This is a genomic window from Streptomyces sp. NPDC002057 (assembly GCF_040296665.1).
In the GTDB taxonomy this organism is placed as follows: domain Bacteria; phylum Actinomycetota; class Actinomycetes; order Streptomycetales; family Streptomycetaceae; genus Streptomyces.
Genome location: NZ_JBEOXR010000050.1, coordinates 39198 through 65000, shown reverse-complemented (window position 1 = coordinate 65000; position 25803 = coordinate 39198). Strand labels below are relative to the sequence as shown.

Here is a 25803-nt window from a genome sequence, read left to right as displayed (position 1 = left end):
CCGACGCTCTTCCGATCTGCGCGGTCTGCTCCGCAGACGCGACGCGCCGCCGCTACGCGGCGGTTCAACTGCCCTGCTTCGCAGGGCAGTTGATGGGGCGTCACTCCGTGACGCCTGGTTGGATCGCTCCGCGATCCAACCGCTGGAATTCGCTCCGCGATTTCCAGAAAAGCGGCTGGCTAGGAGGTGCGGTCCGCCTGCTTTTCGACTTCTGTCGATTTCGCAATTCTCACGGAATGAATTCCTATTCAGGAATTCATTCCGTGTCACCGTCTTTCGGCGTTTTCCGGAGACGGCGAATTCGCAGTCCCCGATCTGCTCGTCCGGGGCGTGACGCCGATGGTCAGTTCCTCTGGCGACCTGTATGGGATGCGGAGTCGGGCTCGATCGATAGGATGCAGAAAAACTTAGGCGATCTTCGAAAGCTCGGGGGCTCCCTCCTCTCCACGCGATACCGCTCTTCCTCAACTGGCTTACATCTATGGCGAGTTCAGTTTTCAGAGGCGTGGGGGCAGGCTCTAGGTCCGCGTGTTCCTGGCTGGGTGACCTGCTCTGCGCTTTGGACTCCGCTAAGACCTGTCCCGTAACGCGAGAGTCGTGTCCCCCGCATTAGCGCGACAAGGCTGGCCACTACTGTGTCGAGAGGCCGAGGGGTATCAATCTTGGGGGGGACCAGTGGGTCGGAGCAGCATGCCGATAGAGAACCGGGGCGACACCGAGCTCTGTCTCTTCATCGAGCCGTACTGCGAGGACTACTGGATGAAACCAGGGGAGGCGTTCACAGTCCGTTCTGAGGCGGAGGGTGTCGATGTCTGGTTCGACACCTATGTCTCGAAGGGCTGCGTCACCGTGTGGCTGTATGAGGATGGCGACCCCTACAAGATCGTTGGCGACTACGCAGTCGTCGATGCGAGCGGCACTCGGCTGGATTCCGGACATCAGAGGCCCCGCGGCCAGCGCTGGTCGGCCGCCGGTCCGATAATCGACTGACACTGGCCGACCCCTGCGTTATCCGCTCAAGGCCAGATTGTGCAGGCGGGCGATGTCGAGCATCGCGCGGTGAACGCCTTCGTCTTTGAGTCGGCAGTCACGCAGTATCTTCCAAGCCTTCATTCGGGCGAAGACGTGCTCGACGCGGGCTCGAACCTGCTTGTGTCCACGATTGTGCTCCACCTGCCATTTGGCGAGCACTCCGCCCTTGGGGCGACGGTGCGGGATGACGGGGCCGGTGCCCGGGTATCCGCCGTCGGCGATGACAGTCGCCATGCCGACGGCTGCCTCGGCACCAGACTCCGTCCAGGCCTTGCAGTCGTTGCGACTTCCGGGAAGGGGCCTGCCGACCACGACGATCAAGCGGGTGTCAGCATCGATGACGACCTGGTGGTTGGTGGAGTACCTGTAGTTCTTCGACTTCTCAGCGATGGAATGATCACGAGCCGGTACGAGAGTGCCGTCAACGATCAGGACGGCGTCCCTGGGGAAGCGTCGTCGCTGTTGGAGCGCGAGGAGCGGTCCGACATGATCGATGATGCGGCCGGCCGCAGACTTGGACACCCCGAACAGCGGCACGAGCTGGCGCAGCGTCAAGTTAGTTCGCCAGTAGGCCACGACCAGGAGGACTCGGTCCTCAAGCGGCAACCCCCACTGCCGGCCTGGTCGTACCGTGCCCGCGCCGTTGCGGCGCAGCATCGTGATGAGCCTGCGGAAGTCGCGCGGGCGCAGCCCACTGAACGGGGCTATCCAAGACGGTTCCGATGCCGTGATCACACCAGCCACCGCAAAACCATCTCAGCTGCAATCGGAGTTACGGGACAGCCCTTAGGGCGTTCCGGGTGCTCGCTTTTCGACTTTCTGTCGATTTCGCAATTCTCACAAAATAATTCCTGTTCAGGGATCCTATTCTATTTCTCGAAACTATGGATCTTTAGGCTCCTCCGGATTCTCAACAGTCCCTGATTGCGCAGAAGGTGAGTCCGGCTTAGCAGACGCCCTCTGTAGCTGTCGCGGGTATGCCCAAGATCGCCCGGTGGTACGGGTCCGTGTGAGAAGACGGGGAGGTGTCGAAAGCACCTGCCGGAGCCCCGCGTGAGGCTGCCGTCGAACGTCTCCTCGGTCTGGAGGCCGCCGGTGAGCTGACATCAGCTCACGTCCGCCTCGTGGCACAGGCTCTGGGGCCGTTCGCAGCGGACGGTGTGGCGGTGGCTCGCCGCGGGGCGGGAAGGCCGGCAAGCCGTATACCTGCAAGGCGGTTCACTGTGACGGCGGAGGTATGCGCACTGCTGGCACTGTGGAGCGGGAACGCCTCACAGGTCCATGCCGAACTCGTCGGGCGTGCTCGGACCGATCCCGTCCATGGGGCCGGTACCGTCGCTGGCCACCCTGCACCGGGCGATACGACGGGACCTGACAGTGGGTGAGCGGGCAGGACTTCGCAACGGCGAGAAGGCGAGGCGCACGCATGATGTCTTCGCCCGTCGGCCTGCGGCCCATCGCAACGCCGTGTGGGAAGGGGACCACAAGCGGGTCCCGGTTGAGGTCGATGTCGAGGGCGAGCTGGTATGCCTGTGGGTGACCTGGTTCATCGACTGTGCGACGAAGGTGATTGTCGGGGTAGCGGTCACCCCGCACACACCCAGCCGGGACGCCGTCCTGGCCGCGCTACGGGCCAGGATCGACCGGCGCGAACCTTACGGGCCGGCCGGAGGGCTGCCGTCGGTGATTCGGGTGGACCGGGGCAAGGACTTCCTGTCCAAGACTGTCACGAACGCCATGGGCGCTCTCTCAGTGGGAGTATTCGGTCTTCTCGCTTACACACATCTGAAAGGCACCATCAAGGCACTGAACAATGCGGTCGAGGTAATGCATTTCAAGGGTCTCCCTCGCTACAGGCGCCGTCAGAGACTCGCCCAGGGAGATCCTGCCGACCCTGACGCACCCGCGTTGTCGTTCAGCGCATTTGTGGCAGGACTCCTTGCATGGGTGTCATGGTGGAACGCCCGGCACCGCCCCGCAGCGCTGGACGGCAAGACCCCTCTCGAAGCCTGGGCCAAGGACCCCACCCCGCTGGTCGAGGTGCCCGCCGAGTGGCTGGCCCGCTTCGCCCTGGAGGACGGCGGGCGGGAGCGGACCATCACGACCAACGGCATCCGCTGGCGTCGGCGTTCCTACATCGCCGCCTGGATGGTGGGACGTATCGGGACGCCTGCCCCACCACGACGACGTCCTGGAGGTCTTCGACCCGCAGGACAAATATCTAGGCAGTGCACGGCTGGCCAATGCCGTTGGCGCGGAGGAAGTCCGGGCCCTCAAGGCCGCGAGGGCCACGGCCGCGCGCGTCGGCTCCGAGCGGATCTGAAGGACGGGCCGGCTGGGTATGGCAAGACGATGGCTGTGAACTCCGCGCTGCGGGCCCTGGCGCCCAAGGACACGTACCGGTTGGAGCTGCGGTCCGGTCCCACACCGCGCGGCATCCGGCACGGGCTGTTTAAGGCTCTGCGGCTGCCTGGTGAGCCGCCGAGCAGGCTGATCGAGTTCGATGCGCTGTTGAAGGAGGCGGTGGCCGAGCGGTTTCGGGTCTTGGTGTGTGATGAGGCGCAGTGGATGAGTCGTACGGGGTTCGAGTTCTGGCGGTCGTCTGTGGGACGACCGGCACACTGACATCGCTGTCGTGTTCGCCGGGGGGACAACTGCTACAAGGTGCTGCGGCGTGAGCCGATGCTCGCCTCGCGGATGTACATCTGGCAGGAGTTCGAGCGCATCCCCATGGCTGAGGTCTGCCAGGTGGTCACCGCTTTCCATCCTGTGTGGGCGAACGCGGAGCCGGATCTGATCGAGGCGGTCGATGCCGAAGCGGCGCATGGAAGTTTCCGGAGCTGGGCCTCGTGTGGTCGACAATGAGCGCATGGACGTCCCTGAGCTGCTCGAATCCGCCTCCCTGCTGGTTCCCGAAGAGACCGCCACCGAGAACGACATCACGGTGCGAGACATCTGGGACTACCTCGTCCACGACGAGTGGGAGATCGCCCTGGGCCTGCTGGAGGAACTTGGGGACGGGCGCTCGCTCCCGCTGGCGTTCTGGGAGAAGCTCGCCGAAGCAGCTGAGCAGCTCCGTCTGGAGCGGAGCGCGGCCTGGTGCCATTGGCGGTGCTCCGAGATCCGCAATGGCGTGATCCGGGCGGATCTGACGCTCCGTCCTGCGGCCGAGGCGCGACGCACGACGCCGATCTCCGGCGCGGGTGTGCTGCGACCCATGTGGGACATCGGACACCTCTCGCCCACCGGTGGACGTGCGGTGAGCATCGCCTCTCTCTGGGTTGAGGACATGCCCGTACTCGAGCCCGGCGGGCGAGCCACGGTTCGCCTCGTGCCCCTGACTCCCTCCCACTGGACGCACCTCCAGCCCGGCCAGCGGATCACCATGCACGAGGACCGAAGCGTGGGCGGCACCGCAATCATCCTGGACGTTCACCCTCCTGCCATCGTCCTGGCCGCGCAATGACGTGGTTGGCTCACGGCCTTCCCGCTGGTGGACGTGTCTCCGTAGTTGGTGGAGCACTCACAGGAGAACGCCGATACGCATCGCATACTCATCAACGCCGACCACCCGTGGGATCTGCGGTTGAGGCTCTGAGAGAGCGTTCACCAGCTGGAGGACTGTGTTCCGGGGCCTCTGAGACGTCGGCCAGTCAGGCATCGGCGGTTGGCCAGGGCGAGGCCGGCCTCGGCCAGCGCCGACCGCATTCGCTCAGTTCGTTGGCTGTATCGAGGCGTCCGGCCCGCGATCTGTTCAACGAACGTCCGCCGCCCGCAGGAGACGTCCTAGCCGGTGAAGCGCCGGACACGAAACTGCAGCATCGCCCGCGGTCCCACCACGGGGAGGTCAGCAGGAAACCGCGCCGACGATCGCGGCGTGTCCCCTTGGCTTGACGTTGAGCTGTTCCAGGGCCTTGGCCCTGTTGCCGAGGTCGGGGTCGCGGGGGATGTTCAGGCCCTCGGTCAGGGGGCCCCAGGAGCGCTTCGCGTCCGTACTCGCGGGTGGCGCCCACGGGTCGGCGGCCTCCCGCACCGGCGCAGCGGCGGGGGTGGGTGTGGCGGGCGCGGGTGTGGTGGTCGGTGCGGTACGCGGTTCGGTGGCGGGTGTGGGGACACGGGGGTCAGGCGGCGCGGGGGTGGGGGTGTTGGTGGCCGCCAGGGCGGCCGGGGCCGGGGTGGAGGTCGCCGCCGGGGCGGGGGGCGCTGCCGGGGCGGGGGGATGCTTGGGTGGCGGCGGTGGTGACGGCGGCGATGGCCTGGTTGACGCCTGTGCCGGCGGCGTGGGCGTCGGTAAGGACGCGGGTGACGTCGATGCCCTGGCGGCCTTGGCTCCGGATTTCTCCCATGCCTTGCGGTCGTTGCGGTTCCCGGCGAGCGGTCGGCCGACAACGACGACCAGGCGGGTGTCGGCGTCGACGACGACCTGGTGGCCTCGGTCACCTGCCAGGCACGGATTCCCCGAGTACCTCCGCACCGACCTGTCGCGCCAGCCACTCCGCTCGGGGGAGGTCCCCGAACTTGGACAGGTGCACAAACACTGTGTGCTCATCGGCGGGAAGTTCCCCGTCAATTTCGAGGCTGTTGAACACCACTTGGACTCCTGAAGAGGGGGTACGCCCTTGAGTCACCCATGATCGCCACGATGTCACACCCGTCGAAACTGGCCCCAGGTGTGCGGTGCAGGAGTACGCGAGGGCAGCTCTCGGCCGTAGATACGAGACAGCCTTAGATGGCACGGGCGTTGTGACCGATGACAGCTTCACCACATAGGACGCGGGCTTAGTTTTCATCAGCTGAGTCTATGGCTCCGAGGGGATCGAATGACGGTTTTCCCTCGATAACGGGCAGATAGATCTCATCATTCAATGCTTTCCACAGGAATTCCGTGAATGACATATCAAAGGTCACCCACTCCCCCATCTCGACCACCACACGCCACCGACTGCATTCCGGACCCGGGGGAGACAGAAAGAGGTAGTTTCCGCCGTGCGAACGACCGATGGCGATACAACCACCTCGTTCCGGGTGGAGCGGAAATGGTTTGAGTTCAGGACTTCTTTCGGCGAGGGTCGAGTAGGCGGAGTACGCAGATCGGAGCAGCAAATCAATATTCAGTCCGTTTTCCAGGTCACCTTTCGGGTGGAATAGGAGGAATTGATTGTTGAGGCATCCTGAGCCGTAGACCGAGATGAAGTTTTTGTAGTCCGCCGGAAGCCTAAGCGATATTCGCTGCTCGAAATCCGTCCAGTCCCGATCGACATCTCCATTACGTCGAGGGGGGCCAATGATGCCGTGGAACCGAGAGATGTCCACCAAGGCTCCTTTCTCCGCAGTTCACGGCGCTGATCTGAAATTGAGCGAACGGGCGGGACCTGGAGGGCGTGAGAGCCCGACGGCTACACGCCCCGTTTTACGAACCGTCACCCCGGCGCGTCTGAGGTTGTCGCTATGAGTCTGCGATGTAGAGCGCCAAGAACACCAGACCGCTGGCGAACATGGAAATTCTGAGTGGATTAACACTGGTTGCGCCCTTTTTCTCGCGCATCTCAACAACGATCGCGGCACAGATGACGCCGACCAAAATCCCGAAGGAGAAATCGACAGCACGATCCATCTCCCCGACCCCCCTCCCCGTGTTCGCTGGAACAATTCAGGATAGCCATCTTCCCCATCGCATCACCACGACCGGATAGAGCGAGATGCTGGACGCCAGCGCGGACCCGGCGTACACAGGCGAACGTGCTCATCGGCGGTCTGAACCTGGAGGCCGCGGGCGTAGGCTTTCGAGGATGCGGATAGGTGAGCTGGCCAGGCGCACGGGCGTGAGTCCGCGCTCGCTGCGGTACTACGAAGACCAGGGGCTGCTGACCAGCTCACGCTCCGGTGCGGGGCAGCGTCACTATTCCGATGCTGCGGTCCAGCGCGTCTCGCTCATCCGGCAGTTGTTCGACGCGGGGATGTCCAGCCGGGTGATCGCGACTGTGCTGCCGTGTGTGGACATCCCGGGTGACCTGGGCGTCGCCGAGGAGACGTTCACAGCGATGATGCGCGAGCGCGATCGGATCGACGCCGACATCGCGCACCTGGTCGAGACCCGGGACGCACTCGACGCGCTGATCAGGGCCAACAGCCGGCACCGGGCGGAGCTGTCCACGGGCCCGGAACCGGCGGCGCAGTCGACCTGATGCTGTGACCCGCGCCTCAATCCGTTGCCTCTGACATCAATGTCAGAGGTGAGGATGGCGACAGGGCCCGGAATCACCGGGCTGGTCGTACGAAAGGCGGCGGAAGATGGGGCAGGCATGGGGTTTCGGCAGGCACGGCGGGCCCGAGGTGCAGGAGTTCTTCGACCGGCCCGATCCCGTACCCGGTCGCGGTGAGGTGCTGATCCGGGTCGACGTCGCCGGCGTGAATCCCCTGGACCACCTTCTGCGTTCAGGTCTGGTCGACGGGCTCGACGGCGGGCGTCCGTTTCCCCGCGTGCTCGGCATGGAGGCAGCCGGAACCGTTCTCGCCCGGGGCGAGGACGTCAACGGGCTCGAGGTGGGCGACGCGGTCTTCGGCTTCGCCCTGACCGGCGGCGGCACCTACGCCGAGACGACGGTGCTGTCCGCGCCGAACACCGCGCGCATCCCGGCCGGTCTGTCCGCAACCGTGGCGGCAACGCTGCCGGTGGCCGGGACGACCGCTGTCGACGTGCTCGACCAGCTCGGACTCCCGTCCGGTGCCACCGTCCTGGTCAACGGGGTCGGGGGCGGGGTCGGCCTCGCCGTCGCCCGGCTGGCCATCGGGCGTGGGCTGCCCGTGATCGGCATCGGGAGTACCGCCAAACGCGAACACGCCGAGGGCATGGGTGTGCTGTTCATCGACTACACCACCGAGGACATCGCCACCGCGGCACACCAGCTGGTTCCGGGCGGCTTCGACGGGATCGTCGACCTGGTCGGAGGCACCTCGCTGCGGACGGTCGCTCCGCTGGCGCGGGATCCCCGCAACGTCCTTGCCGTGAGTGATGCGTCCGTGTCCGAGCTCGGTGGGCGATTCGTCGAGCGTCGCGTCGACCGCGAGAACCTGGAGCGGTCGGCCCGGCTGGCCCTCGACGGAGTCCTCGCCCCCGTCATCACCGCGGTCCATCCGCTCTCCGAAGCCCCGGCCGCCCTCGCCGCCGTCGAGAACGGTCACACCTCGGGCAAGGTCGTCATCAAGGTGGCATGAGAGGCACACCGGCCGCCCCACGCCGTCGACCGTCCATGCGGTCCTGGCGGGGACTCGTGGTCAGCGCATCGTCAACCGGACACGTTCACCTTTACTGAGTTGAGGACGTTCACGCGTATGGCGACAGCGCTCCGCGTGAGCAGAGATCGCCGAGGCCTGTTCCTCAAAGGGGTCATTTCTTGCGCGGCCACGGATCGTCGGCTTCGTTCGGCAGTTCGGTGTCGCCGTCCTCCCAGCGGCTCAGCCAGTTGCATCGGGTGCACGCGTAACGCGAGTTCACGCCGTGGATCCGGCAGCCGCAGCTCGGGCATTCGATCGCCGTGATCTGCGCCGGCGACAAGGGCGGCCTCTTCGTCGGCACGGAGGTGTTGCGGCGGGCCGATGAGGCTTCGGAAGGGCGTGGCGTCACAGATCGACCGTAGCGGGACAGTGAGGCTCGCAGCCATCGCGTGGCGGCCCTCCCCGCCCTGCTTCCAGGCGGCCAGGATCGGGCGGAGGGTCGCGGGGCGGACCGCTCGGCTGGTGGGGCCGGGGGCGGAGCCTCTTGTGGCAAGGCGGCGTTCGATTCGGTGCGCGAGGTGTTCGCAGAGGTAGGCGCCGTTCCAGCTGCTGTCGGCCTGGATGGCTGACAGCTGCCCCCCTCCGAGCTCCCCAACGGGCGGCCGGTTGAGATGTGACGCTCCGTCACTCACCCCTTGGTCTCAGCGTCACTCACCCGGCGGAGGGAGGGAGATCGTTCCGGCGGCCGACGCCACCCCTGTGCGGTCGATGCGACGTTCGGAGCATGACCAGGGTGGAACGGACGATGAAGGTGCTCTGGAGCGGCTGGTGGCGGCGATGGCCGCGCTGGGTGGCCTGGGCATCGGTGCTGTGGGCGGTGCTGTATGCCGTCTTCGGCCTGGCGTGCGCGCTGAGCGGGACCTCGTTGCTCTCGTACGGCGGTGACGCAGGGGGCTCCGGGCTGGGTTGGGCGGTCATGGCGGTGGGTGTGCTGGCGGCGCTGAGCAGCGGGGCGGTGGTGCGGTACGGGCTGCGGCCGGCGTTACGGGTGCTGCTCTGGGTGACCTGCGGGCTGGCCGGCATCATCGCGTTCAGCCTGCTGATGGATGTGATCACGCTGGTGGTCGGTCAGGGAGTGGACAGCTGGGCTGCCGCTGCGAACAAGGCCCTGGCGGCGGTCGGGGCGGTCCTGCTCGCGGCCACGGCCCGGTCCGGCCGCCGGTCTGCTGGCACTGGCATTCGAGTGCCGTCCACCGCACCACGGTTCGCGCAACTCGCCGCCTGGGTGGGGACGCTGGCCTTCGTCCCGTACGCGGCGATGAAGTGGGTCTGGGCGTCGGGCGGCACGTTCGCGGGGATCACTGGTGAGGAGATGCTCGCGGTCTCGGAGCGGAACGGTGCCTCAGGGATCTTCCTCACCCTGGAGTCCTGGGGGCTGGACCCCACCGCTCTGCTGGCCGTGCTCGGCGTCTTCCTGCTCTGGGGCCTGGTCCGCCCGTGGGGGCAGGTCTTCCCGCGCTGGACGCTGTTCCTGCGCGGCCGGCGGGTGCCGCGATGGCTCCCGCTCGCCCCGGCTCTGCTCGGCGCCGCCACGCTCGCGCCGTACGGCGTCGTGGGGATCGGGTACTTGGCCTTGGCCACGGCCGGCGTGGTGACGATGCGGCGCGGGGACTTTCACTCCTCCGGCGACGCGCTGCTGGTCGGCTGGATCGGGGTGGTCGCCTTCGCTGCCTACGGAATCGCCCTGACCGTCGCGGCCCACTCGTACTGGCTTCGGACGCGTCTCCACCCGTCCTCCTCTGTGCAGACGGCCCACCGGTCCTCGCCTTCCTCCAGCCAGGGTTCGGCCACCGGCGGGCGACGCCGTCGGCGATGAGGTTGAGGACGGTGACACCCAGCCGAGATCGAAGGCGCCGTGTCGCTCGTGGGCCGGTCCTGGGAGCGGCCACGGGCGGCTGCTGCGGGGAGTGTGGGTGAGATGCGGGAAGCTGTTCTGTGCGTGTGGTGGGATGGGAGCCCCAGTAGTACCCGCTGGTCACGTCCATCGCCCTGAAAGGGCCTCAGGAGAGCACCCACTGGGGTGGGTGTCCGGGGTCGGCTGGGCAGGTGAAGACGTGCAGGTCCCGGTCCCGGCCGAAGCGGAGACGGGTGGGCTGGGTAACGGACCGGCCGCCCCGGATCGAGGCCTTGCCCCGGAGGGACGGGTCGCGGTCCTCCAGCGGCATCCAGCTGTGCGAGTCGGCGTCCATCTCGTCGCCGCCGGCGGTCAGCAGCAGCCGCATCGGGGTCGCGCAGGACGTGCAGCCGACGGTCAACGGGCCCGTCGACGCCCAACTGGGATAGCCGCCGACCCTCCAGCCGGGTGGGATCGACAGGTCGCTCTGGTAGCTGGTGGCGTCGCGGCCGTGCTCCGCCGCCTGGGCGTCGTCCCAGGCGTCGATGAGGGCGATCAGCGGGGCCGGCAGCGTGTCGTCCTCCGCCCAGGGATAGGTGTCCACCTGTTCCGGGTGCAGCACGCACGGCTCGGGGAGTTCGTCCTCCCACCGGAGCAGGGGCACTTCGGGCGGCGCGGCGAGGAAGCGTTCCGCGCGTTCGGTCTCCGCCGCCCGCCGCCACCGCAGGAGGTAGCGGCGCTCCAGGTACGGGCCGTGGGTGGACGGGCAGCGGAAGAGCTGTACCAGGTCCGCGCCGTTGGGCCCGGCCGCCAGGCCCGGGATGTCCCGGCGGAAGAACTGGGCCAGCCCCACGAACGGCACCGATCCGTTCTTACCGGGTGCGTCGGCACCGGGCCACGGGTGGCTCCGCGGCCGGACGCCCGCCGCACGGGCGCTGCGGATCTCGTCCGGCACGTACCCCTCGGTCTCGTGTGGGTGAGGCTCGTGGCAGACCGGCCACGGCTCGCTGTCCGGCCACAACATCGGCCCGCCGACATGGCTGTCGCGCACGCCGGGCTGTCCCGGCCGGGGGTGCAGGCGGGTCGTCCGGCCCCGGTAGGAGGCCAGTTCCGGGAACACGGCCTCCACCGATATCGGTCTGGGCGGCGTGGTCCTGGTCATGCGCAGACCGTATGCGGCCGGGAAGTCGTCGCGCGAACGGATTGCCGCATGCCGTCCGGCTTTGGCGGAGGGCGCCTAGCCGTCGTTGTTCTCGTTCTGTCGGGTGGCGGGTGGCGGGTGGCGGCTGGCGGCGAGGGCCTTGGCGGCGGTCCGCCGGATGCGTTTCGTCCGGCCCGACTCGGTCAGGAGATTGGGGGTTGCAGGGTCCTGTCACTGGTCAGAGTGGGTGACAGGGGGTGTGGCACGAAGCGTGTGACAGAGGGGTTGAGGGCCCGGCAGTACTCCGCACAGAGCGCTCGGGTGCCGGTCCGCCTCGCCCGCGCACGCCACTATCGGCGCGAGTTGTGAGCGACCCTAGCGACCCGCATCCGGACCCGCACCGCCGGTGCCGGTCCGGGGCCGGGTGAGGCAGGTGAGCGCGGAGGGCCGGCCCGTTGGGGGCAGGATGGCGGTCCAGTCGTACGCGGGTCGGCAGGGAGTTCGTCTTCGTTCACGGCCCTTCCGCCAACCCTTGGGGCGTCCTCCAGCGCGGGGCGTCGTCGTCAGGGACGTCCGGGGACGCGAAGTGGAAGGGCACGCGAAGGTGGTCGGCGAGCGCCCGGCCGGCCTCGGCGGCGGCAACACCAGGAGGACGGCCGTCGGATCGGTGGTAGACAGTCGCCAGGTGGGCCTCTGTATCTGGGGCGTCCAGAACCGCGACCAGGAGCACGAACCAGTCGTGCACGGTATCGCCGTCCCAGAGCGCCTCCACCGCCACCACACGGCCGGGGAGAGCCGCGGCGCGGGCTGCGAGCGAGGGGAGGTCCAGCGGATCAGGCGGCGTGCGCTGCACGCGGTCGCCCAGAGCCTCGTATCGCGCGTGGACCACCCGCTCGGCTTCGTGCAGGCCGACCCCCAGTGGGCGCAGCGCCTCCCAGACGGACCTGACCGCCGACAGCCGGCGGTCGCGCAGCACGTCGGCATCGACCTCTCGGCAGGTCCGCTCCTCCAGGTAGGCCCACCAGCCGCTCACTGGGTCACCAGCCGGGATCTCAGGGTGCGCGTCATAGGTTCGAACGTACGCCAGGGCTCGGTGCCTGCCCCGGCCGCCCTCCTCGTGTGCTGTTGAGAGTGGGGTTCTGACTCGACTTCCGTGTTCTGCAGTAGTCACGGAGTGTCTTGCGACTGCCCAGTGACGTCCCTTCGGCTGTACGCCTGAGCCTCCCTGGTAGAGCTTGTCCAGCACCGCTGTTGGTCCTTCTCCGGTTGCTCCACCGGTAGCGCGTTCCGTACGCCATAGTGGGAGCGACGGAGCCGGACGGGGGATCTTTCATGATCGAGCAGGCCTACCTTCTGCCAGCGGACGTGACCATCCCGGCGGTCGCGTCGTTGCGGACCCGGATCGGGGCCGCGATCGACAACAATCCCGCGCCAGGCGTGGGAAGCGTCCTCGACCGCGTCACGTTCTGGTTGCAGCTGCCGACCGCCACGACGTTCACCGGCATGCTGGACAAGCTCTGCGAGGCCCGCGGCAAGCGCGTAGGGACGGCCCTCAGCTCCCCCGGAGCAGGGGGGTTGTACGACCCTGCGGATCTGTCAGCGGCCGGGGACATCACGGCCAAGTGGACCGCGATCAGCGAGCGCCTGCACGCCGACCGCGCCGTGACCGTCAAGGGCCCGACCGACCACGTCGGCGGATCCAAGAGCCTGTTCATCCAATCGAACGGGGCCGGATTCCACGTGATCGTGCTCCTCGCCACGGGCAACGACGGCGGCCCCGGCGGGCGCCCCTTCTTCCTGGCCTTCGACCCCGACGTCAGTGCCGCGACAGAGGCCCGGCAGACGTGGACGACCAAGAGGACCGTTGGCGACACCGTCGCGAAGGTGTCCGCGCTCACGCACGCGGACGCCATCGCGCACATCAAGCTCATGCTCCTCGGCAACGACCCGAACGGCTTCGGCCCGCTGATCCGCAAGTACTACGTCGACACGGCCGCGGGCTTCCCCGCGATCTCCCGGGCCGGGACCGGTCAGTAGCCGTTGCGGCGGGTGGCCTCCCGGGCCCGGGGCATCCCTCGCGAGCGCGGTGGCGACGGCAGCGTCTGCGCGAGCCTGGGCGATCGTGGCGGTCTCCGGCGCATCCGCTCTGCCGTGGCAATCGTCCACTGACGCGCTGTCACCGTTGCCGCTGCCGCTGCCGCTGCCGTTGCCGTTGCCGTTGCCGGCTCTCCAGCCCACCCGGCGCCGTTCGTAGGAACCATCGAGGCTGTCGGTGGTGGGTCCCCAGCGCAGAACCCCGAACCGGCCGCGCAGGTGGTAGTCCGCCACGGGCTCGTCGTCGTACCCCGCGCGCTGCATGAGACCCCGGTGCGTGGCCTCGGCGGACACACCGGCGAACGGCAGGGGAGAACCCTCACCGGACCGCAGCCGCGGGGGCGGCGGACCGCCGGCGCCGGACGTTCGACGAGCCTTCGGGAGTACCCGCCGTGCTTGCCTACGCGGGTGAGGCGACAGGCCAGGTGTACTCGAGCTCGGGCAACTCGAATCCTTCCTCGAACCGGCAGACGCGTTCGTCAGTGCGCAGAGCGCCATGCCGCTCGTAGAAGGCGATGGCGCGTGTATTGGCGCGCAGCACTTCCAGGTAGACCGAGCTGTCCGGGTGTTCGTCGGCCGCCCATGCCAGGGCGTGCGCCAACAGTCGGCCGCCGATCCCGGACCCGGTGCGGCCCGGCCTGGCGTGCAGGTTGTCCAGCAAGAGCCGACCGCCGGATTGAGGGATCACGTACGCGAAACCCGCCACTTCGGCCGCCTCCTCAGCCACGAACAGCGCCGCCCCTGGGTGCGGCTCGTCAAGTCGGCGGGTCCAGAGCTCCAGACGATTCTCGAGGAGTGGGCCAGCCAGGAAGCTGCTGGGCATGATTTCCGCATACGCCTTGCGCCAGCTCTCGGCATGCAGCGCCGCAACGTCGGCCGCATCGCTCCTGCGGCCCGTTCTGATCTCCATGGGCTCCAGAGTCGCCCATGAGCAGGAGCGAAGCCACATCAGGGCAGGTGAAACGGCTAACAGTGCCTGGCGGTCATGGTGGTGGTGTCCATCGGCGGTCGCACAAGCTCCGCCGCCTTCAAGGCGAGAAGCAGGGGAGGCCGACGTGACCGTGACGGTAGGAGGTCGGCGAGCTGCCCGAACCGCCTTCACGCCGAGCGGCCCGCACCGGGCGGTGCGGGCCGCTCATCCGCCCAAGGACCCACCGGAAGGGTGGAGATGGGTCAGGCGTCGTCGTGGGGTCCGGCGCGGACGATGAGGGCGACCAGGACGAGCAGGACGGTGGCGAGCTTGATGACGTCGGCGGCGGGCCAGCCGTCGTTGAGGGCCAGGACAAGGATGACGACCACGGCGTAGGGCCAGCTTTTGCGGGTGGGCCCGGGCGGGGCGGGTGCAGGCATGGAGCAACCTCCTGACAACTCGGTCGGATGGGTGACTCCAAGGTGACGTGGCGTGAGATTGTTCGGTCGGGGCCGGAACCGTTGCCGCAGGTGACGGGCGAAGTCTGCGAACAAGGCCCGGAGGTTGTTCACAGGTTTCCAGCGCGGTGGGGGGCAAGGTGCCGGAGCAGCGACGTGCGGCAGGCCGAAGGCTGACGGAACTGAGGGGGCTGACCGAACAGGCCAACGAGCTGGCCAAGTGGGTGCGGGCGATCACCTTGAACATGACGGTGGCCGATCTTTCGAAGAGGTTCTCCTACGGCAAGTCGTCCTGGACGCCGTGGCGCAACGGCTCCCGGAACATCCCGGCCGATCTCATCGACGCTCTGCTCGGTGAACTGATCCCCGACCAGGACATGCGCGAGAGGCTGAGCCAGGAAGGGCACCAGCTCCTGCAGGATGCCGTGGAGGCAGAGAAGCTGCGCGTGGCCGGCGCGCCCCTGCCGGCGGTACGCCCCAGGAAGACCTCGTCCGAACTGGTCACCCGTCTGGACGATGCGCGCCTGCAGCAGCTCGAGGCATCGCAGAAGCTGTCCGCCTCCCAGGAGCACCGTGCCCGGCTGGAGGGGATGGTCTCCGCTCTGCAGGACAGCAGTGTGCAGTTGAAGGCGGAGTACACCCGGGCCCTGCGAGAAGCACGGTCCGAGACCGAGGAGATCCAGCAGGCTCTCGAACGGTCGCAGAAGCTCCTCGAGCGGGCCGAGGAGCAGCGGGAGCGTGCCTTCCGCTCGGCCAAGAACGCCTACAAACTGCTCCGCGCGTCCGAGGAGAAGGTGTCGCAGCTGCTGGCGGCCGCCCGCCATGTCGCGGAAGGCGGGCCACCAACGGTCCTGCCCGCACAGCGGGACGGCGTGGATCCGCTCCTGCTGTCCTTCGACCTGATGGACGACGCACTGGACCAGTCGGCCGACGAACTCGTCGAACGTGACCAGGGAATCGAGAACCTGGGAGACGACCTCGGCGTGACCTCTCTCGAACCCGATCCGGAACGGGGCAAGATCTTCATCCCGCCGGATGGTCACGGGACCATCCCCTCGCGGGAGGGCGGTGACAACCCCTCGCCGGCCTCACACGAGAACGCTGCCGTCCAGCAAGGCAGCAGTCCCTCGGGCCAGGGCGCCATCGGCCGTATCCTGCCGGTCCCGTTCCGGGACGCGGCCGCTGGGTCGGACACCCACCGGGACGGATACGAGCATCCCGCGGGCGAGTCGGAGGGCGAAGAAGACATCCTCGTTCCGACCGGACTGGGCGCATGGACCGCGCCCCCGCCCGCCAGGCCGCCCGCCCGGCCACCTGCCCGGCCATCGGCCTCCGATCCCGTGGACATCACCGACGCCGAGATCGTGGACGATGACGAGACCGGGGTCGTGGACGAGATCGTGGACGATGACGAGACCGAGATCGTGGACGAGATCGTGGACGATGACGAGACCGAGATCGTGGACGAGATCGTGGACGATGACGAGACCGGGGTCGTGGACGACCCCGAGGTCGTGGACGATGTCGCAGGCGTACCGGTAGGCAGTGACGTCGGCCGCGGGCGGGACACGGACAACGCGAACAATGCGAACAGCTCCGTGACCAGGCAGGACAGCGAAGCGAAAGCACCTCCCGGCGAACTGGTGCAGGCGTTGTCCCGTGTGTCGCGCGGCCATCAGCTGGGAGAAGGGATCCAGGCACTCAGGCTCCGGTCCGGCCGGAAGCGGTGGAGTTCTCCGGCGATGGCCCAGGCGGCGACCGGACAGGCCTCACACAGAAACGCCGCGCTCGTACGGGCCTGGATCGCCGGCCTCGCGATACCGGAGTGGGGAGACCTGGAGCGCCTGGTGACAGCCATGGGAGCCACTCCGGAGGAAGTCGAGGCCTTCCGCGCGGCCCACACCATCGTCAGCGACCCGCGGACCGCCCCACCACGCCGTACCCCCCGCCGCTCTCGTATCAGCGGCAACACTCTGCCACCCACGCCGTACCCCACACTGGCTTCCCTGGTCCCCCTGCTCGTCCTCGGGTTCGCCGCCTGGACCGGCATCACCGTCAGCGCCACCTTCGAGAGCAACCCCGTCCAGAGCATCTGGGTGCTCCTGTTGGGCATCCTCGCCAACCTCTGCCTCGCCGGCCTCGCGATACCCCTCGCCACCTATCTGGCCCGCTCCACCAAATGGACCGGGATTCTCCTCGCCGCCTGGTTGCCGGTCCTGTTCCTCGGCTTCTACCTGCCCGACCTCACCGGCCACGATCTCGGCGGGCACACCATCGCCCTCCGGCTCGGATTCATCTGACACCCGAAAGCAACCCCGGCCGCCTAAGCAGCACGGAACGTTGCCCACCACGCCCCCGGGGCGGCGGGGGGGGCGGCCCCGACCCGGACATGTCGGGGCGCGCCGTTGGCGCGCGCCGTCGTCCTGAGGGTCTGCGCGGTCCTGTGGCACGCCCGCCCCCGGCTCCGTGGATGCTCGGAGCTGCGCCCAGAGCATCCACCGGATGTCTGTGGCAGCCGTGCCGCTCCCGCAAACTCCGGGGTCATCCCCCACGGGGCGCCCTCATTCGGCGAGGTCCGGCCGGCTCGGCTGGGCCCCATCCGGGCGTCGTCGGTTCTAGTCCGCGCCGTCCCCTGCGCCGGCCCGCTTGCGGTAGCGCCGGACGGCCCGGACCGCGAGGGTGACCGCCACCGAGTCAGGCTGGAATCCTGACGGCATCGTAAGGGAAGGGGGCGGGGACGGGTCGGGCGGTGGCGGTCCTGGCTGATCGCGCAGATGGTGTCCAGCCCGGCAGGTGCTTCCGTCGGCTGGCTACCTGACCCGGCGACGTGGTGAGCCCATCCGTTCAGAGCCCCGAAGGATGGCTGGAAAGCCAGTCAGGATGCCGATCGCGCGCCCGATCCCGCTCCTCGGGCGTGGCGAGGAAGACATCGGCGCCACCGTCGTAGGGGTGATAGATGCGTCCCATCTCGGTGTCGGTGATGAGGACTCCCGCCACCTTGTCGTCCGCGATGTCACGGAGCAGCTCGTCGAGGCAGCCGTATTGCCAAGGTCGCCGGGCGGCGAAGAGGTGGCAGTAGGTACGGAACTCCGGGTCGGGATCGTCCACCACCGGCAGGGTCTGCCAGTAGCCAGCATCTGGCTGGAATGGCGGAACCTCGGCTTCGGTCGCCCAGACCGGGGTGATCACGTAGACGTGCCCACCGGCGAACAACTCATCGAGGACAGTGTTGTACCGCTCCAGGACGACGGCGTACTCGCTCTCGTCCTCTGGGTATCGCTTCGACTCCGGCAGGCTGTGGAAGCGCACCCAGCGATCCCGGTACGGATCGCGCAGCTTGTACCCGACCGGAGGGCATGTGGGCCAATGCTGCTGCCACAGCTCGGTCAAGGCCCTTTGTCCGCCTCCCGACACCGCACCCGTCCTCTCGCCATCGGCTCCGCGGACGACCATGATGCCCGGCACCCCGCCACCAACAGAAACGACTTCCTGGTCGGTATGAGTGCCCGCTCGTCATCGGATCGACAGCGACATCCCGAAGGCGCGGACCGTGGAGAGTTCGTCGCGGTCGCCGAGGTGGTGCAGCGGCACGTCCGGTACGCAGCCGCGGCTGATGCCGGCGGGGGCGTGTGGAGATGCTTCGGCCCGCCCCACGCCCACTACGGCCCACTCTGAGGCTGTCTGGGCCCAGGGGACTTGGGCGATCGAGGTTCCCCGTATCGGCGTCGGGGCGAGCGGGCCACGCTTTCACGAGTGGCTCCGCGCGGGGCGTTATGGCCGGTCGGCCTATGTCAATCCTCCTGATGTGGGAGTGCATGACCCGACTTAAGCATGAGGATTCGGAGCCACCGAGTGGCGACGATGTGTCATGGAGCGGAATCGCTCTGTCACCTCATGTCGAATGGGGGCCACAGTGCCAGATGAAGGACTCAAGCCCAAGACGTTGTCCGGATGGGTTGTCGGCTACTTCGGAATCATCGCCACGACTGTCGTCGCGACTCCCTTCGCGCTCGCTGCCGCCGGGGCGGCAGTCGTGACGGGCCGGGACCACGGTAAGGCGTACGACGCGGTCATGGAGCCCGCGTTCAAAGCTCTGGCCAAGGGCGTGGAGGTAGCCGACAAGCACAATGAGGCAATCATCAGGGCGGGGATCAACAGCGCCATCGCGAACATCGGTCATCGTTCCGGCTCCCAGAACTGACGGTCATTCACCACGGTCGGTAGTGGTGTAGACCGGCTTCCGTCGCTCCATGGAAGGGCGGCGCCTCCTGGGGGTGCCTCTCTTCCATGGAGCTCGTGGCCCGATCGCCCTCGGGCCCTTTCTCAGGCTCCTCCGGACGATGCGGTACGTGCGCGCATCATCGACGTGTGGCGCCGGGGGCGCCGAGTGGATAATGCGCCCATGCCTGCCCCCTGCGCCTTCTGTGGGTCCATGGAGCCACTGACCCGTGAGCACGTCTTCGGCCAGTGGGTCAGCAAGGTCGGCCTGGACCTCAGTCCGGTGCAGCATTGGGCTGGGCCCCTGAACGGTCTGCCCCGGAACATGGGACGGCAGCCTCCCTATCGGCAGACGGTGAAGAACTTCTGCGCCTCGTGCAACAACGGGTGGATGAGCCGACTCGAGGTGGTCGCCCAGCGCGTCCTGACTCCCCTGATCCTCGGCTCACGGGGGACGATCGCACCGGAGGATCAGGCCCTGATCGCCATGTGGGCCGAGAAGACGGCGCTCACGGCGATGCTCCTGTCGAGCGAGGAACAGCGGAAGTCGGGGTACGGCCTTCCTCCCTCTGTCTACAAGGCCTTTCACGAATGCCGAGACCAGATGCGGCCGCTCGACACGAGCCGTTTCTGGGTGGGTCGGTACGAAGGAGCGGAGAGGCAAGCGGCCTGCCAGGTCACGCCGCTCACGGTCCGGATTCCGGGCATTCCCGAGGCGCCGGTGCCACAGGGGTACGCGATCACCCTTGTCCTCGGCGCACTCCTCCTGCACGGGCTGTTCTTCACCATGTCCGCGTGGGAGGTCGACACGACGATGGAGCTGGAGATGCCGCGGCTGTGGCCGTCGGATGTGCCGATTCCATGGCCGGGGGGACAACCGTGCACGGAATCCTCCTATCCCCGCCTCGCGTCCGGGAAGATGCTGCGCTCCACGGTCGAACCTGTGGAGATCCGGGCTTGGGCTCGTGCGACCTCCGTGCCACAGAGCAGGTTCGTGGCGGGGAAGGTCAGAGTGCCCGCGCTATGCGGTAGGCATTTCTTCTCCTACCCGACCGCACTCCTGGAGGAGGCCCATCGAGGGAGGTTCTACGCGTTCGTCTCGGGGTGCGATTGCCCGCAGGCGTACTTCCTCCACACCGAATCCGAGAGCGTGCGCTTCAAAGCGGCGGGCGCGGCGGACGGGATCTCCCAGATGTACGAGGACCTGGCCGGGGAGGAGCTCTTCATCCCTGACCAGGCAGGGGCATTCCCTTGCAAGAGGTTGCCTTCGGGGTCCTGAATCGCATCAGGGCTCTCTGGTGTAGTTGTAGACGGTCGCGCGGGAGACGCCGAGCTGGTCGGCGATGAGTTGTGCGGAGCTGCGGGTCTCGAAGAAGCCCTCGCGGTGCAGCTGCCGTACCAGCTCGCGTTTCCGGTCGCGGTTGAGGGCTCGCGGAGTGGTGGAGTGCTGCGCCGCGAAGGAGTCGATGGCCGAGCGGAGTTCGCGTCCGGGGCGGTCGTGCCGGGTCTCCAGGGTCTCGCCCTGGTGTTCGGCATCGGTGGCGACGAGGCCGGCGAGGGCCATGGCCAGCGGGGACAGCGTGCTGACGTCCAGGTTCAGGCACAGGGCCGCGATGTAGCGTCCCTCGGCGTTCCTGATGCCGATCGAGGTGCTCTTGGCCGGGCGTCCGTCGGGGAACCGGTTGCTGTAGTTCTGGATGACGCCGGGGTAGTCGGGGTCCGCTATGCGGCGCAGGCCCAGTTCGGTGGCGGAGTCGCCGACCTGACGTCCGGACAGGTTGTTCTCGATAGCGCGGATGGCGCTGTCGGGTCGGCGCAGATCGTGCGCGACGACCTCGCACAGACCGGGGAACATGCGCCCGACGGCGACAGCGATGCGCTCCACCTCCCGTACGAGGTGCTCGTCATCCGGTAGGTGGCGCCCGGCCTCAGGTGCGGCGGGCTGGTCTGTGGGGCGGTCGTCCTGTCGGCCGGTGGGGTGTGTCATCGCGTCCTGCTCGATTCCTGAGTGCTGTCACCGGGCCCGGCGAACACCGCGGCCATCTTCTCGGCGGACTTCAGCCCCGCGCCGGTGAGCACGACCACGGTCGTCTCGTTCGGGGCGATCTCTCCGGTCGCGATGAAGTGGTCGAGGGTCGCCGCGGCGACGCTGCTGGTCGGTTCGGCGTACAGGCCCCGGGCGCTCAGTGCGCGGACCGCGGTGTGGATCTCCGCCTCGGGGACGGCGTAGGCGGCGCCGTCGGAGCGGCGGATGGCCTCCACCGCCTCGGGCAGCCGGACCGGGTGGGCGATGGACGCGCCCTCGGCGATCGTCGGCGTCCGCTCGCCGCGGCCGGCCGGGTCGACGCCGTTGAACGTGTCGGCGATGGTCGCCCAGTGCTCGGGCTGTCCGACGAACAGGCGGGGGCGTTTCTCGATCTGACCTGCTTCGAGCAGTTCGCCGAACGCGAGGTCGCATCCGATGATGTTGCTGCCCGCTCCGGCGACGAGGACCACGTTGTCGGGTGCGGTGAATCCGAGGGACTCCCACATCTCGTAGGCGACGGTCTTGGTGCCCTGGATGAACATGGGGTGCCAGTTGTGGCTGGCGTAGGGGATCTGCTCGGACTGCCGGATCGCCTCGTCGGAGACCTCTTCGCGGGTGCCGTCCACGAGCTCGATCTCGGCTCCGTAGGCGCGGGCCTGGAGGATCTTGGCCGCCGAGGTGGCGGCGGGAACGATGATCTTGGCGCGGATGCCGGCGGCGGCCGCGTAGGCGGCCACCGCGGAACCGCCGTTGCCCGAACTGTCCTCGAGTACGCGGTCGGCGCCGTGCGCCGCGAGGTGGGACATCATCACCGAGACGCCCCGGTCCTTGAAGCTGGAGGTCGGGTTGAACCACTCCAGCTTGAAGTGGACGCGCCCGCCGCCCCATTCCATCGGCACCATCGGCGTACACCCTTCGCCGAGGCTCACCCGCCGGGCGGCCGGGACGGGCAGGGCCGCGTGGTAGCGCCACAAGGACCGCTCGGCGGTGTCGATCCGCTCGGGACGCAGGCCCGGCAGTGCGCTGACGGCGAGGGGGCTGCCGTCCTCGCCTCGCCAGCGAGGGTCGTCCAGGCCGTAGCGCCTTCCGGACCGGTCGTAGAGGTAGGGGGCGGGGGCGGCTGAGTGCTGTTCGGCGTTCATGGGCGGTTCCGGCTGCTCCTCGCTCGGCGTGTTCGCGTGTCGCCGGGTCGCGCGGACCGACAGACACACCCCGACCCCTCCACCTTAGACGTACCATCCAGATTTACACAGTACGTCCAAGGGTCAGTGACCGGGCGGCACCGGGCTGCTGGAGTGGTCGCTGACGTTGCCGTTGGAGCAGTTGTTCTTGTGGTCACCGGTCCAGTCGCTGAGGGCGGGCACCACGGCGAGTTCCTGGATGCACACGTCAGCGGCGGTGAAGTTCCAGTTGTTCGCCGCGTTGACCCCGCTGCCGAAGTTGCTGTCGTTGTCGGCGAAGGCGGGCGTGGTGGCGGAGAGGGCAGCGGCGGCCAGCAGACCGCACGTGATGATCTTTCGCATGGCTGATGAACGCGTCCCGCACCCCACAGGTCACGTGAGGGAGGACCGAACGCGGAAGGGTCCACGGCGAACACCGGACGCCTGTGGGGTTCCTGGGCGCGGGGCGGCGGCGCGCCTGATCTGTGTCGGGTGTGGTCTCGTCGCCTTCCATCAGGTGGTGTCCCTATCGACTTGGCGACACGACCGGCGGGGGTAGGTCGAGAGCTCGTGCCAGGGCGGCTGCGACGGGGGCCGCGTGGTCGGGTAGGTGGTGGGAGGCCCAGTCGGTCGCGAGGGTGAGGAAGCCGGTCAGGTCTCGCTCGACCCCGTCCAGGAGGTGGCGGAGCGCGACGGGAGGCAGTTCGATCACGGGGCTGTCGTTGTGCTCGACGTCGACGGTCAGCCGGACGGTGTCGCCGAAAAGTTCGGCGACGGGGTCGGGGTCATGGCCGAAGGAGACCGGTCCGCCACCGCCGATGACTGTGTACCAGGCGCGCCACTCCTCCAGCCCGTTGCAGCAGCCGGCGAGGAGGGTGGCGCCTGTGGAGCTGTCCGCGACCCGCAGCCCGCCGGCCGCGAAGGGGCTGTCGAAGGTGAGCAGGCCGTGCAGGAACGATCCGAGCGGGTCGGTCGGCCTGGGAGGGCGGTCGTCTGCCGCGTGGGGGGCGGGGTCGATGTCGTTGCAGGCGGCGATGCGCATCACCGCCGTCCCGACCTCGGCGGAGGTGAGCCCACCGCTGAGTGTCAGGTACCCGAACGGCTCGGTCTCGGCGACGGGCCAGAGGGCGAAGCCGTCGGGGGCGTACGTCTCCAGGACGGGCTGCATCGTCACCACCTGGCCGAGTGTCCCGTATCCCCGCCCCCTCACCGGAGAGTTGCCGTGCCGCCCTCCGTCTCCTGGTGGCTCGGTCCGGCCGCGTACGCCAGCGGAGGGGCGATCGCCTGGGCGTCCGCTCCCTCGCCGACCCACAGCCCGATGAACAGCGCGGCGGTCGCTTCGAGGAGTCCCGCGCGTTCGAGACCGCCGCCGGCCACGGGTTCGCAGCCCACGTCCCGTACCAGTTCCCGCACACGCGCGAGGGCGGTCTCGTCGTCTCCGCAGACCGGAACGGCCAGTGGCCGCCCGCCGAAGACGGGCGGCCGCATGCGCCACACGTCCTCGTGGCAGAGGTTGAACGCCTTGATCACGTGGGCTCCCGGTGCCGCCGCCGCCAGTCGCCGCGCGGCTGACGGGCCTCCTTCCGTCAGCAGCCGGAAGCCCGGCCCGACCGGGTTGGAGCAGTCGAGCAGCGCCTTGCCCTCCAGGACCGCGCGCAGGTCCCGTACCACGTCCGCTCCCGCCCCGAAGGGCAGCGCGGCCAGCACCACCTGGCTGGACTCGGCCGCCTCGCGCAGACTCGCGGGCCTCGCGCCGCCTCCGATCCGGGTCGCGAGCCGCTCCGCCTTGTGCGGGTCCCGTCCCCCGACGGTCACGTCGTGCCCGGCCCGCACCCAGTGGGTGGCGAGCGCGTCGGCCATGTTGCCCGTGCCCAGTACGCCGATTCTCATCGCAATGGTCCCTCTCCGTGCCTGCTACGAACGTTCGTACCGACGCTAGAGAGTCGTTCGGGCACCATGTGGTACGTGACGACCGACGCCTTCCTCGCCGACTGCCGCGCCCGCCTCGCCTTCGACCTGCTCTCCAACACCTGGAACGCCGTGGTGCTCTGGGCACTGCGCGACGGTCCCAGGCGCCCGGTCGAGTTGCGGGAGCGGATCGGGGGCATCAGTTCCAAGGTGCTCACCGAGACTCTGCGCCGGCTGCAGTTCAACGGACTGGTCGAACGCCGGGCGGACTCCGACGCGCCCTCACGGGTCGAGTACCGACTCACCGCTCTGGGCCGGACCTTGCTGGCGCCCATCGACGCCGTCGGGGCATGGGCCTTCGAGTACGGCGATGAGGTCATGGCGGCCCAGGACGCAGCGTGCGTTCCTGACCCGCAGTCCCCGCCTTCCGCACCCTAGTGCCGGAGGCGGTGACACCACCGGCGCCCACGACACCCCCGCCCGGTGGACGGCGGCCGGGGAGAAACGCTGTGTGGTCCCACACCGTGGTGTGGGACCACACAGGACTCGGGGCCGGCGATCAGCCGCGGCGCGGGTGGGGCGGGTGGGGAGCCTGTGTCCTGTTGTCCGCCCCACGCTCTTGCCGCCAACGCCTCTCCCTGCCTACGCCGTTGCCTCCGGGAGCGGGAGGGCCAGACGGCAGTGGACCAACGTCCTGCGAGGGGCGGGACGGGCAGGCTGGGCCGCGCGCCTACGGCTGCGGCTGTGGCGGGGTTCGGAGGGTTCCCGCTGGACCAGGAGGACCGCCATGACCATGGGTACGCAGGTCAGGAGTATGAACATCATGACGTGGCCGTCGTCGACGGTGAGCCGGTCCGAGCCGTCTGCCGTCCCCTGGTGGCAGCGGCGTTCATGAGACCCGGAGCGGCGCAGGGTGCGACGGCTATGGCGCAGGGCGCGGTGTCCACGCCCGAGTCGTGCACGGCGGAAGGAGCGGGGGTGGCGAGAGGAGCGGGCTGTATCGGGGTGGTGCTTGAGGTACTCACATCCCCATCAACGCCTCAAGCCCGGGTCCAGGAAACGAGTCACGGGACTCCTTCACCCCATGTGAGCAGCACCGATCCCCGGTAAGAGGGAAAGATTCCACCAGGAAGAGGCAGGTCGGCATCCAGGCGGCCACCCGGAGCGGAAGCGAGGTCTGCGCCGCGCGGGCGAAGCAGATCGGGCCGCCCCCGAACCGTACGAACCGTACGAACAGGTGGAGCCGGAGCCCTACGAACAGGTGGAGCCGGAGCCGTACGAACAGGTGGAGCCGGGCGGTGTCGTGCTCCGATGTGTCGTTGCCGACGTGACTGCGTGAAGATGGCGCTCATGGCCAGCGAACCCGTGCAGATACCCATCGACCAGCTCCGTCAAGCGGTGGACGTGGCGCTTCGGCACATCGAAGCGTCAGCCGGACCCACCGTGACACTGAAGGAAGACCTCTTCTGGGCGGTCCCGGCCGACGAGCTCTACACCATCGGTGCCGAGCCCCGGACACTCACCGTCGGACAGCTCTCGGAGTCGTGGCAGCACCTTGAGGATCTCCTCGGTCAGCAGGACCGGGCCGTGGGTCACCACCTGGTGTGGCTGGCCGACGTGATCCGGGCGATCGGCCACGACGTCCCCTGACCGGACTCCCGGCCGAGTGTCCCGCGTCCCTTCTCGTCGGTGTCTCCTTTCCCTCTTCTCTGTCGCCCACGACTCGGGCAGGGCTGACTTCCGTTCC

General features: G+C 68.4%; 29 protein-coding genes and 1 pseudogene. 13 read left to right on the top strand and 17 right to left on the bottom strand.

The features are described 5' to 3' along the window. The first annotated feature begins 690 nt into the window (after nucleotides 1-690). Nucleotides 691-990, top strand: coding sequence for a hypothetical protein (locus ABT129_RS30025; protein ID WP_351907852.1), 300 nt, complete (start codon nucleotides 691-693; stop codon nucleotides 988-990). Nucleotides 991-1008: 18 nt separating this feature from the next. Here ABT129_RS30025 and ABT129_RS30020 read toward each other — a convergent pair whose 3' ends face one another. Next, a complete protein-coding gene (locus ABT129_RS30020) occupies nucleotides 1009-1776 on the bottom strand; it encodes a transposase (RefSeq protein WP_351907850.1) in 768 nt (255 codons plus the stop codon). Nucleotides 1777-2313: 537 nt separating this feature from the next. Here ABT129_RS30020 and ABT129_RS30015 point away from each other — a divergent pair. The 3 genes from ABT129_RS30015 to ABT129_RS30005 all read left to right on the top strand — a co-directional run bounded on the left by ABT129_RS30015 (nucleotide 2314) and on the right by ABT129_RS30005 (nucleotide 4498). After that, the gene (locus ABT129_RS30015) at nucleotides 2314-3657 is read left to right on the top strand and encodes an AAA family ATPase (protein WP_351907848.1); all 1344 of its coding nucleotides are present in this window, start codon (nucleotides 2314-2316) and stop codon (nucleotides 3655-3657) included. Between the two features lie 72 nt (nucleotides 3658-3729). Further along, entirely contained in the window at nucleotides 3730-3897 is a 168-nt protein-coding gene (locus ABT129_RS30010; protein ID WP_351907847.1) for a hypothetical protein, read from the top strand. A gap of 4 nt (nucleotides 3898-3901) precedes the next feature. Beyond that, nucleotides 3902-4498 carry a hypothetical protein gene (locus ABT129_RS30005; RefSeq protein ID WP_351907845.1) on the top strand — a complete coding sequence of 199 codons (597 nt, stop codon included), beginning with the start codon at nucleotides 3902-3904 and terminating at the stop codon, nucleotides 4496-4498. Between the two features lie 381 nt (nucleotides 4499-4879). Here the strand turns inward: ABT129_RS30005 and ABT129_RS30000 are convergent, their stop codons facing one another. The 5 genes and pseudogenes from ABT129_RS30000 to ABT129_RS29980 form a co-directional block, all read right to left on the bottom strand. Then, nucleotides 4880-5065: a hypothetical protein gene (locus ABT129_RS30000; protein WP_351907864.1), complete on the bottom strand. Its 186-nt coding sequence runs from the start codon at nucleotides 5063-5065 to the stop codon at nucleotides 4880-4882. 88 nt (nucleotides 5066-5153) lie between these two features. Further along, complete coding sequence (locus ABT129_RS29995; RefSeq protein ID WP_351907862.1) at nucleotides 5154-5378, bottom strand: hypothetical protein; 225 nt, start codon at nucleotides 5376-5378, stop codon at nucleotides 5154-5156. Beyond that, nucleotides 5339-5464: pseudogene (locus tag ABT129_RS29990) on the bottom strand (IS5/IS1182 family transposase); the annotation flags it as partial. The pseudogene ABT129_RS29990 and the gene ABT129_RS29995, both read right to left, overlap by 40 nt. A gap of 347 nt (nucleotides 5465-5811) precedes the next feature. After that, the gene (locus ABT129_RS29985; protein ID WP_351907843.1) at nucleotides 5812-6345 is read right to left on the bottom strand and encodes an SMI1/KNR4 family protein; all 534 of its coding nucleotides are present in this window, start codon (nucleotides 6343-6345) and stop codon (nucleotides 5812-5814) included. A gap of 133 nt (nucleotides 6346-6478) precedes the next feature. Beyond that, nucleotides 6479-6646, bottom strand: coding sequence for a hypothetical protein (locus ABT129_RS29980; RefSeq protein WP_351907841.1), 168 nt, complete (start codon nucleotides 6644-6646; stop codon nucleotides 6479-6481). Between the two features lie 175 nt (nucleotides 6647-6821). Here ABT129_RS29980 and ABT129_RS29975 point away from each other — a divergent pair, with 175 nt between their 5' ends. Both ABT129_RS29975 and ABT129_RS29970 read left to right on the top strand, forming a co-directional pair. Continuing rightward, complete coding sequence (locus ABT129_RS29975; RefSeq protein WP_351907839.1) at nucleotides 6822-7217, top strand: MerR family transcriptional regulator; 396 nt, start codon at nucleotides 6822-6824, stop codon at nucleotides 7215-7217. Between the two features lie 106 nt (nucleotides 7218-7323). After that, nucleotides 7324-8247 carry an NADP-dependent oxidoreductase gene (locus ABT129_RS29970; protein ID WP_351907837.1) on the top strand — a complete coding sequence of 308 codons (924 nt, stop codon included), beginning with the start codon at nucleotides 7324-7326 and terminating at the stop codon, nucleotides 8245-8247. Between the two features lie 172 nt (nucleotides 8248-8419). Here ABT129_RS29970 and ABT129_RS29965 read toward each other — a convergent pair whose 3' ends face one another. After that, nucleotides 8420-8656: a hypothetical protein gene (locus ABT129_RS29965; protein WP_351907835.1), complete on the bottom strand. Its 237-nt coding sequence runs from the start codon at nucleotides 8654-8656 to the stop codon at nucleotides 8420-8422. Nucleotides 8657-9031: 375 nt separating this feature from the next. On the opposite strand from ABT129_RS29965, the gene ABT129_RS29960 reads away from it, so the two are divergent. After that, a complete protein-coding gene (locus tag ABT129_RS29960; protein ID WP_351907833.1) occupies nucleotides 9032-10123 on the top strand; it encodes a hypothetical protein in 1092 nt (363 codons plus the stop codon). Nucleotides 10124-10307: 184 nt separating this feature from the next. Here ABT129_RS29960 and ABT129_RS29955 read toward each other — a convergent pair whose 3' ends face one another. Both ABT129_RS29955 and ABT129_RS29950 read right to left on the bottom strand, forming a co-directional pair. Beyond that, nucleotides 10308-11303, bottom strand: a complete 996-nt coding sequence (locus ABT129_RS29955; RefSeq protein ID WP_351907831.1) for a hypothetical protein — start codon at nucleotides 11301-11303, stop codon at nucleotides 10308-10310. 490 nt (nucleotides 11304-11793) lie between these two features. Beyond that, complete coding sequence (locus ABT129_RS29950; RefSeq protein ID WP_351907829.1) at nucleotides 11794-12315, bottom strand: hypothetical protein; 522 nt, start codon at nucleotides 12313-12315, stop codon at nucleotides 11794-11796. Between the two features lie 299 nt (nucleotides 12316-12614). Between ABT129_RS29950 and ABT129_RS29945 the strand changes: the two genes are divergently transcribed. Then, nucleotides 12615-13319: a hypothetical protein gene (locus ABT129_RS29945; protein ID WP_351907827.1), complete on the top strand. Its 705-nt coding sequence runs from the start codon at nucleotides 12615-12617 to the stop codon at nucleotides 13317-13319. A 457-nt stretch (nucleotides 13320-13776) separates the two neighbouring features. Here ABT129_RS29945 and ABT129_RS29940 read toward each other — a convergent pair whose 3' ends face one another. Beyond that, nucleotides 13777-14286: a GNAT family N-acetyltransferase gene (locus ABT129_RS29940; protein WP_351907825.1), complete on the bottom strand. Its 510-nt coding sequence runs from the start codon at nucleotides 14284-14286 to the stop codon at nucleotides 13777-13779. A 263-nt stretch (nucleotides 14287-14549) separates the two neighbouring features. Continuing rightward, entirely contained in the window at nucleotides 14550-14726 is a 177-nt protein-coding gene (locus tag ABT129_RS29935; protein WP_351907823.1) for a hypothetical protein, read from the bottom strand. A 158-nt stretch (nucleotides 14727-14884) separates the two neighbouring features. Between ABT129_RS29935 and ABT129_RS29930 the strand changes: the two genes are divergently transcribed. Beyond that, nucleotides 14885-17044, top strand: a complete 2160-nt coding sequence (locus tag ABT129_RS29930; RefSeq protein ID WP_351907821.1) for a hypothetical protein — start codon at nucleotides 14885-14887, stop codon at nucleotides 17042-17044. Nucleotides 17045-17588: 544 nt separating this feature from the next. Here the strand turns inward: ABT129_RS29930 and ABT129_RS29925 are convergent. After that, a complete protein-coding gene (locus tag ABT129_RS29925; protein WP_351907819.1) occupies nucleotides 17589-18134 on the bottom strand; it encodes a DUF3885 domain-containing protein in 546 nt (181 codons plus the stop codon). Nucleotides 18135-18645: 511 nt separating this feature from the next. Here ABT129_RS29925 and ABT129_RS29920 point away from each other — a divergent pair. After that, nucleotides 18646-18945: a hypothetical protein gene (locus ABT129_RS29920; protein WP_351907817.1), complete on the top strand. Its 300-nt coding sequence runs from the start codon at nucleotides 18646-18648 to the stop codon at nucleotides 18943-18945. A gap of 231 nt (nucleotides 18946-19176) precedes the next feature. Further along, the gene (locus ABT129_RS29915; RefSeq protein WP_351907815.1) at nucleotides 19177-20241 is read left to right on the top strand and encodes a hypothetical protein; all 1065 of its coding nucleotides are present in this window, start codon (nucleotides 19177-19179) and stop codon (nucleotides 20239-20241) included. A 6-nt stretch (nucleotides 20242-20247) separates the two neighbouring features. Here ABT129_RS29915 and ABT129_RS29910 read toward each other — a convergent pair whose 3' ends face one another. From ABT129_RS29910 to ABT129_RS29890, 5 genes are all read right to left on the bottom strand, one after another. Further along, nucleotides 20248-20949 (bottom strand): helix-turn-helix transcriptional regulator, encoded by a 702-nt coding sequence (locus ABT129_RS29910; protein ID WP_351907813.1) that lies wholly within the window; start codon nucleotides 20947-20949, stop codon nucleotides 20248-20250. After that, the gene (locus tag ABT129_RS29905; RefSeq protein WP_351907811.1) at nucleotides 20946-22130 is read right to left on the bottom strand and encodes a threonine synthase; all 1185 of its coding nucleotides are present in this window, start codon (nucleotides 22128-22130) and stop codon (nucleotides 20946-20948) included. Before ABT129_RS29905 ends, ABT129_RS29910 begins: the two co-directional genes overlap by 4 nt. A gap of 123 nt (nucleotides 22131-22253) precedes the next feature. Continuing rightward, on the bottom strand, nucleotides 22254-22511 hold the full coding sequence (locus ABT129_RS29900) for a hypothetical protein (protein WP_351907809.1): 258 nt from the start codon (nucleotides 22509-22511) through the stop codon (nucleotides 22254-22256). Between the two features lie 163 nt (nucleotides 22512-22674). Beyond that, nucleotides 22675-23316 carry a hypothetical protein gene (locus ABT129_RS29895; RefSeq protein ID WP_351907860.1) on the bottom strand — a complete coding sequence of 214 codons (642 nt, stop codon included), beginning with the start codon at nucleotides 23314-23316 and terminating at the stop codon, nucleotides 22675-22677. Nucleotides 23317-23354: 38 nt separating this feature from the next. Beyond that, a complete protein-coding gene (locus ABT129_RS29890; protein ID WP_351907807.1) occupies nucleotides 23355-24038 on the bottom strand; it encodes an NADPH-dependent F420 reductase in 684 nt (227 codons plus the stop codon). Between the two features lie 75 nt (nucleotides 24039-24113). Between ABT129_RS29890 and ABT129_RS29885 the strand changes: the two genes are divergently transcribed. After that, nucleotides 24114-24494 carry a winged helix-turn-helix transcriptional regulator gene (locus ABT129_RS29885; RefSeq protein WP_351907805.1) on the top strand — a complete coding sequence of 127 codons (381 nt, stop codon included), beginning with the start codon at nucleotides 24114-24116 and terminating at the stop codon, nucleotides 24492-24494. 912 nt (nucleotides 24495-25406) lie between these two features. Further along, nucleotides 25407-25706: a hypothetical protein gene (locus ABT129_RS29880; RefSeq protein WP_351907803.1), complete on the top strand. Its 300-nt coding sequence runs from the start codon at nucleotides 25407-25409 to the stop codon at nucleotides 25704-25706. The last annotated feature ends 97 nt before the right edge of the window (nucleotides 25707-25803 follow it).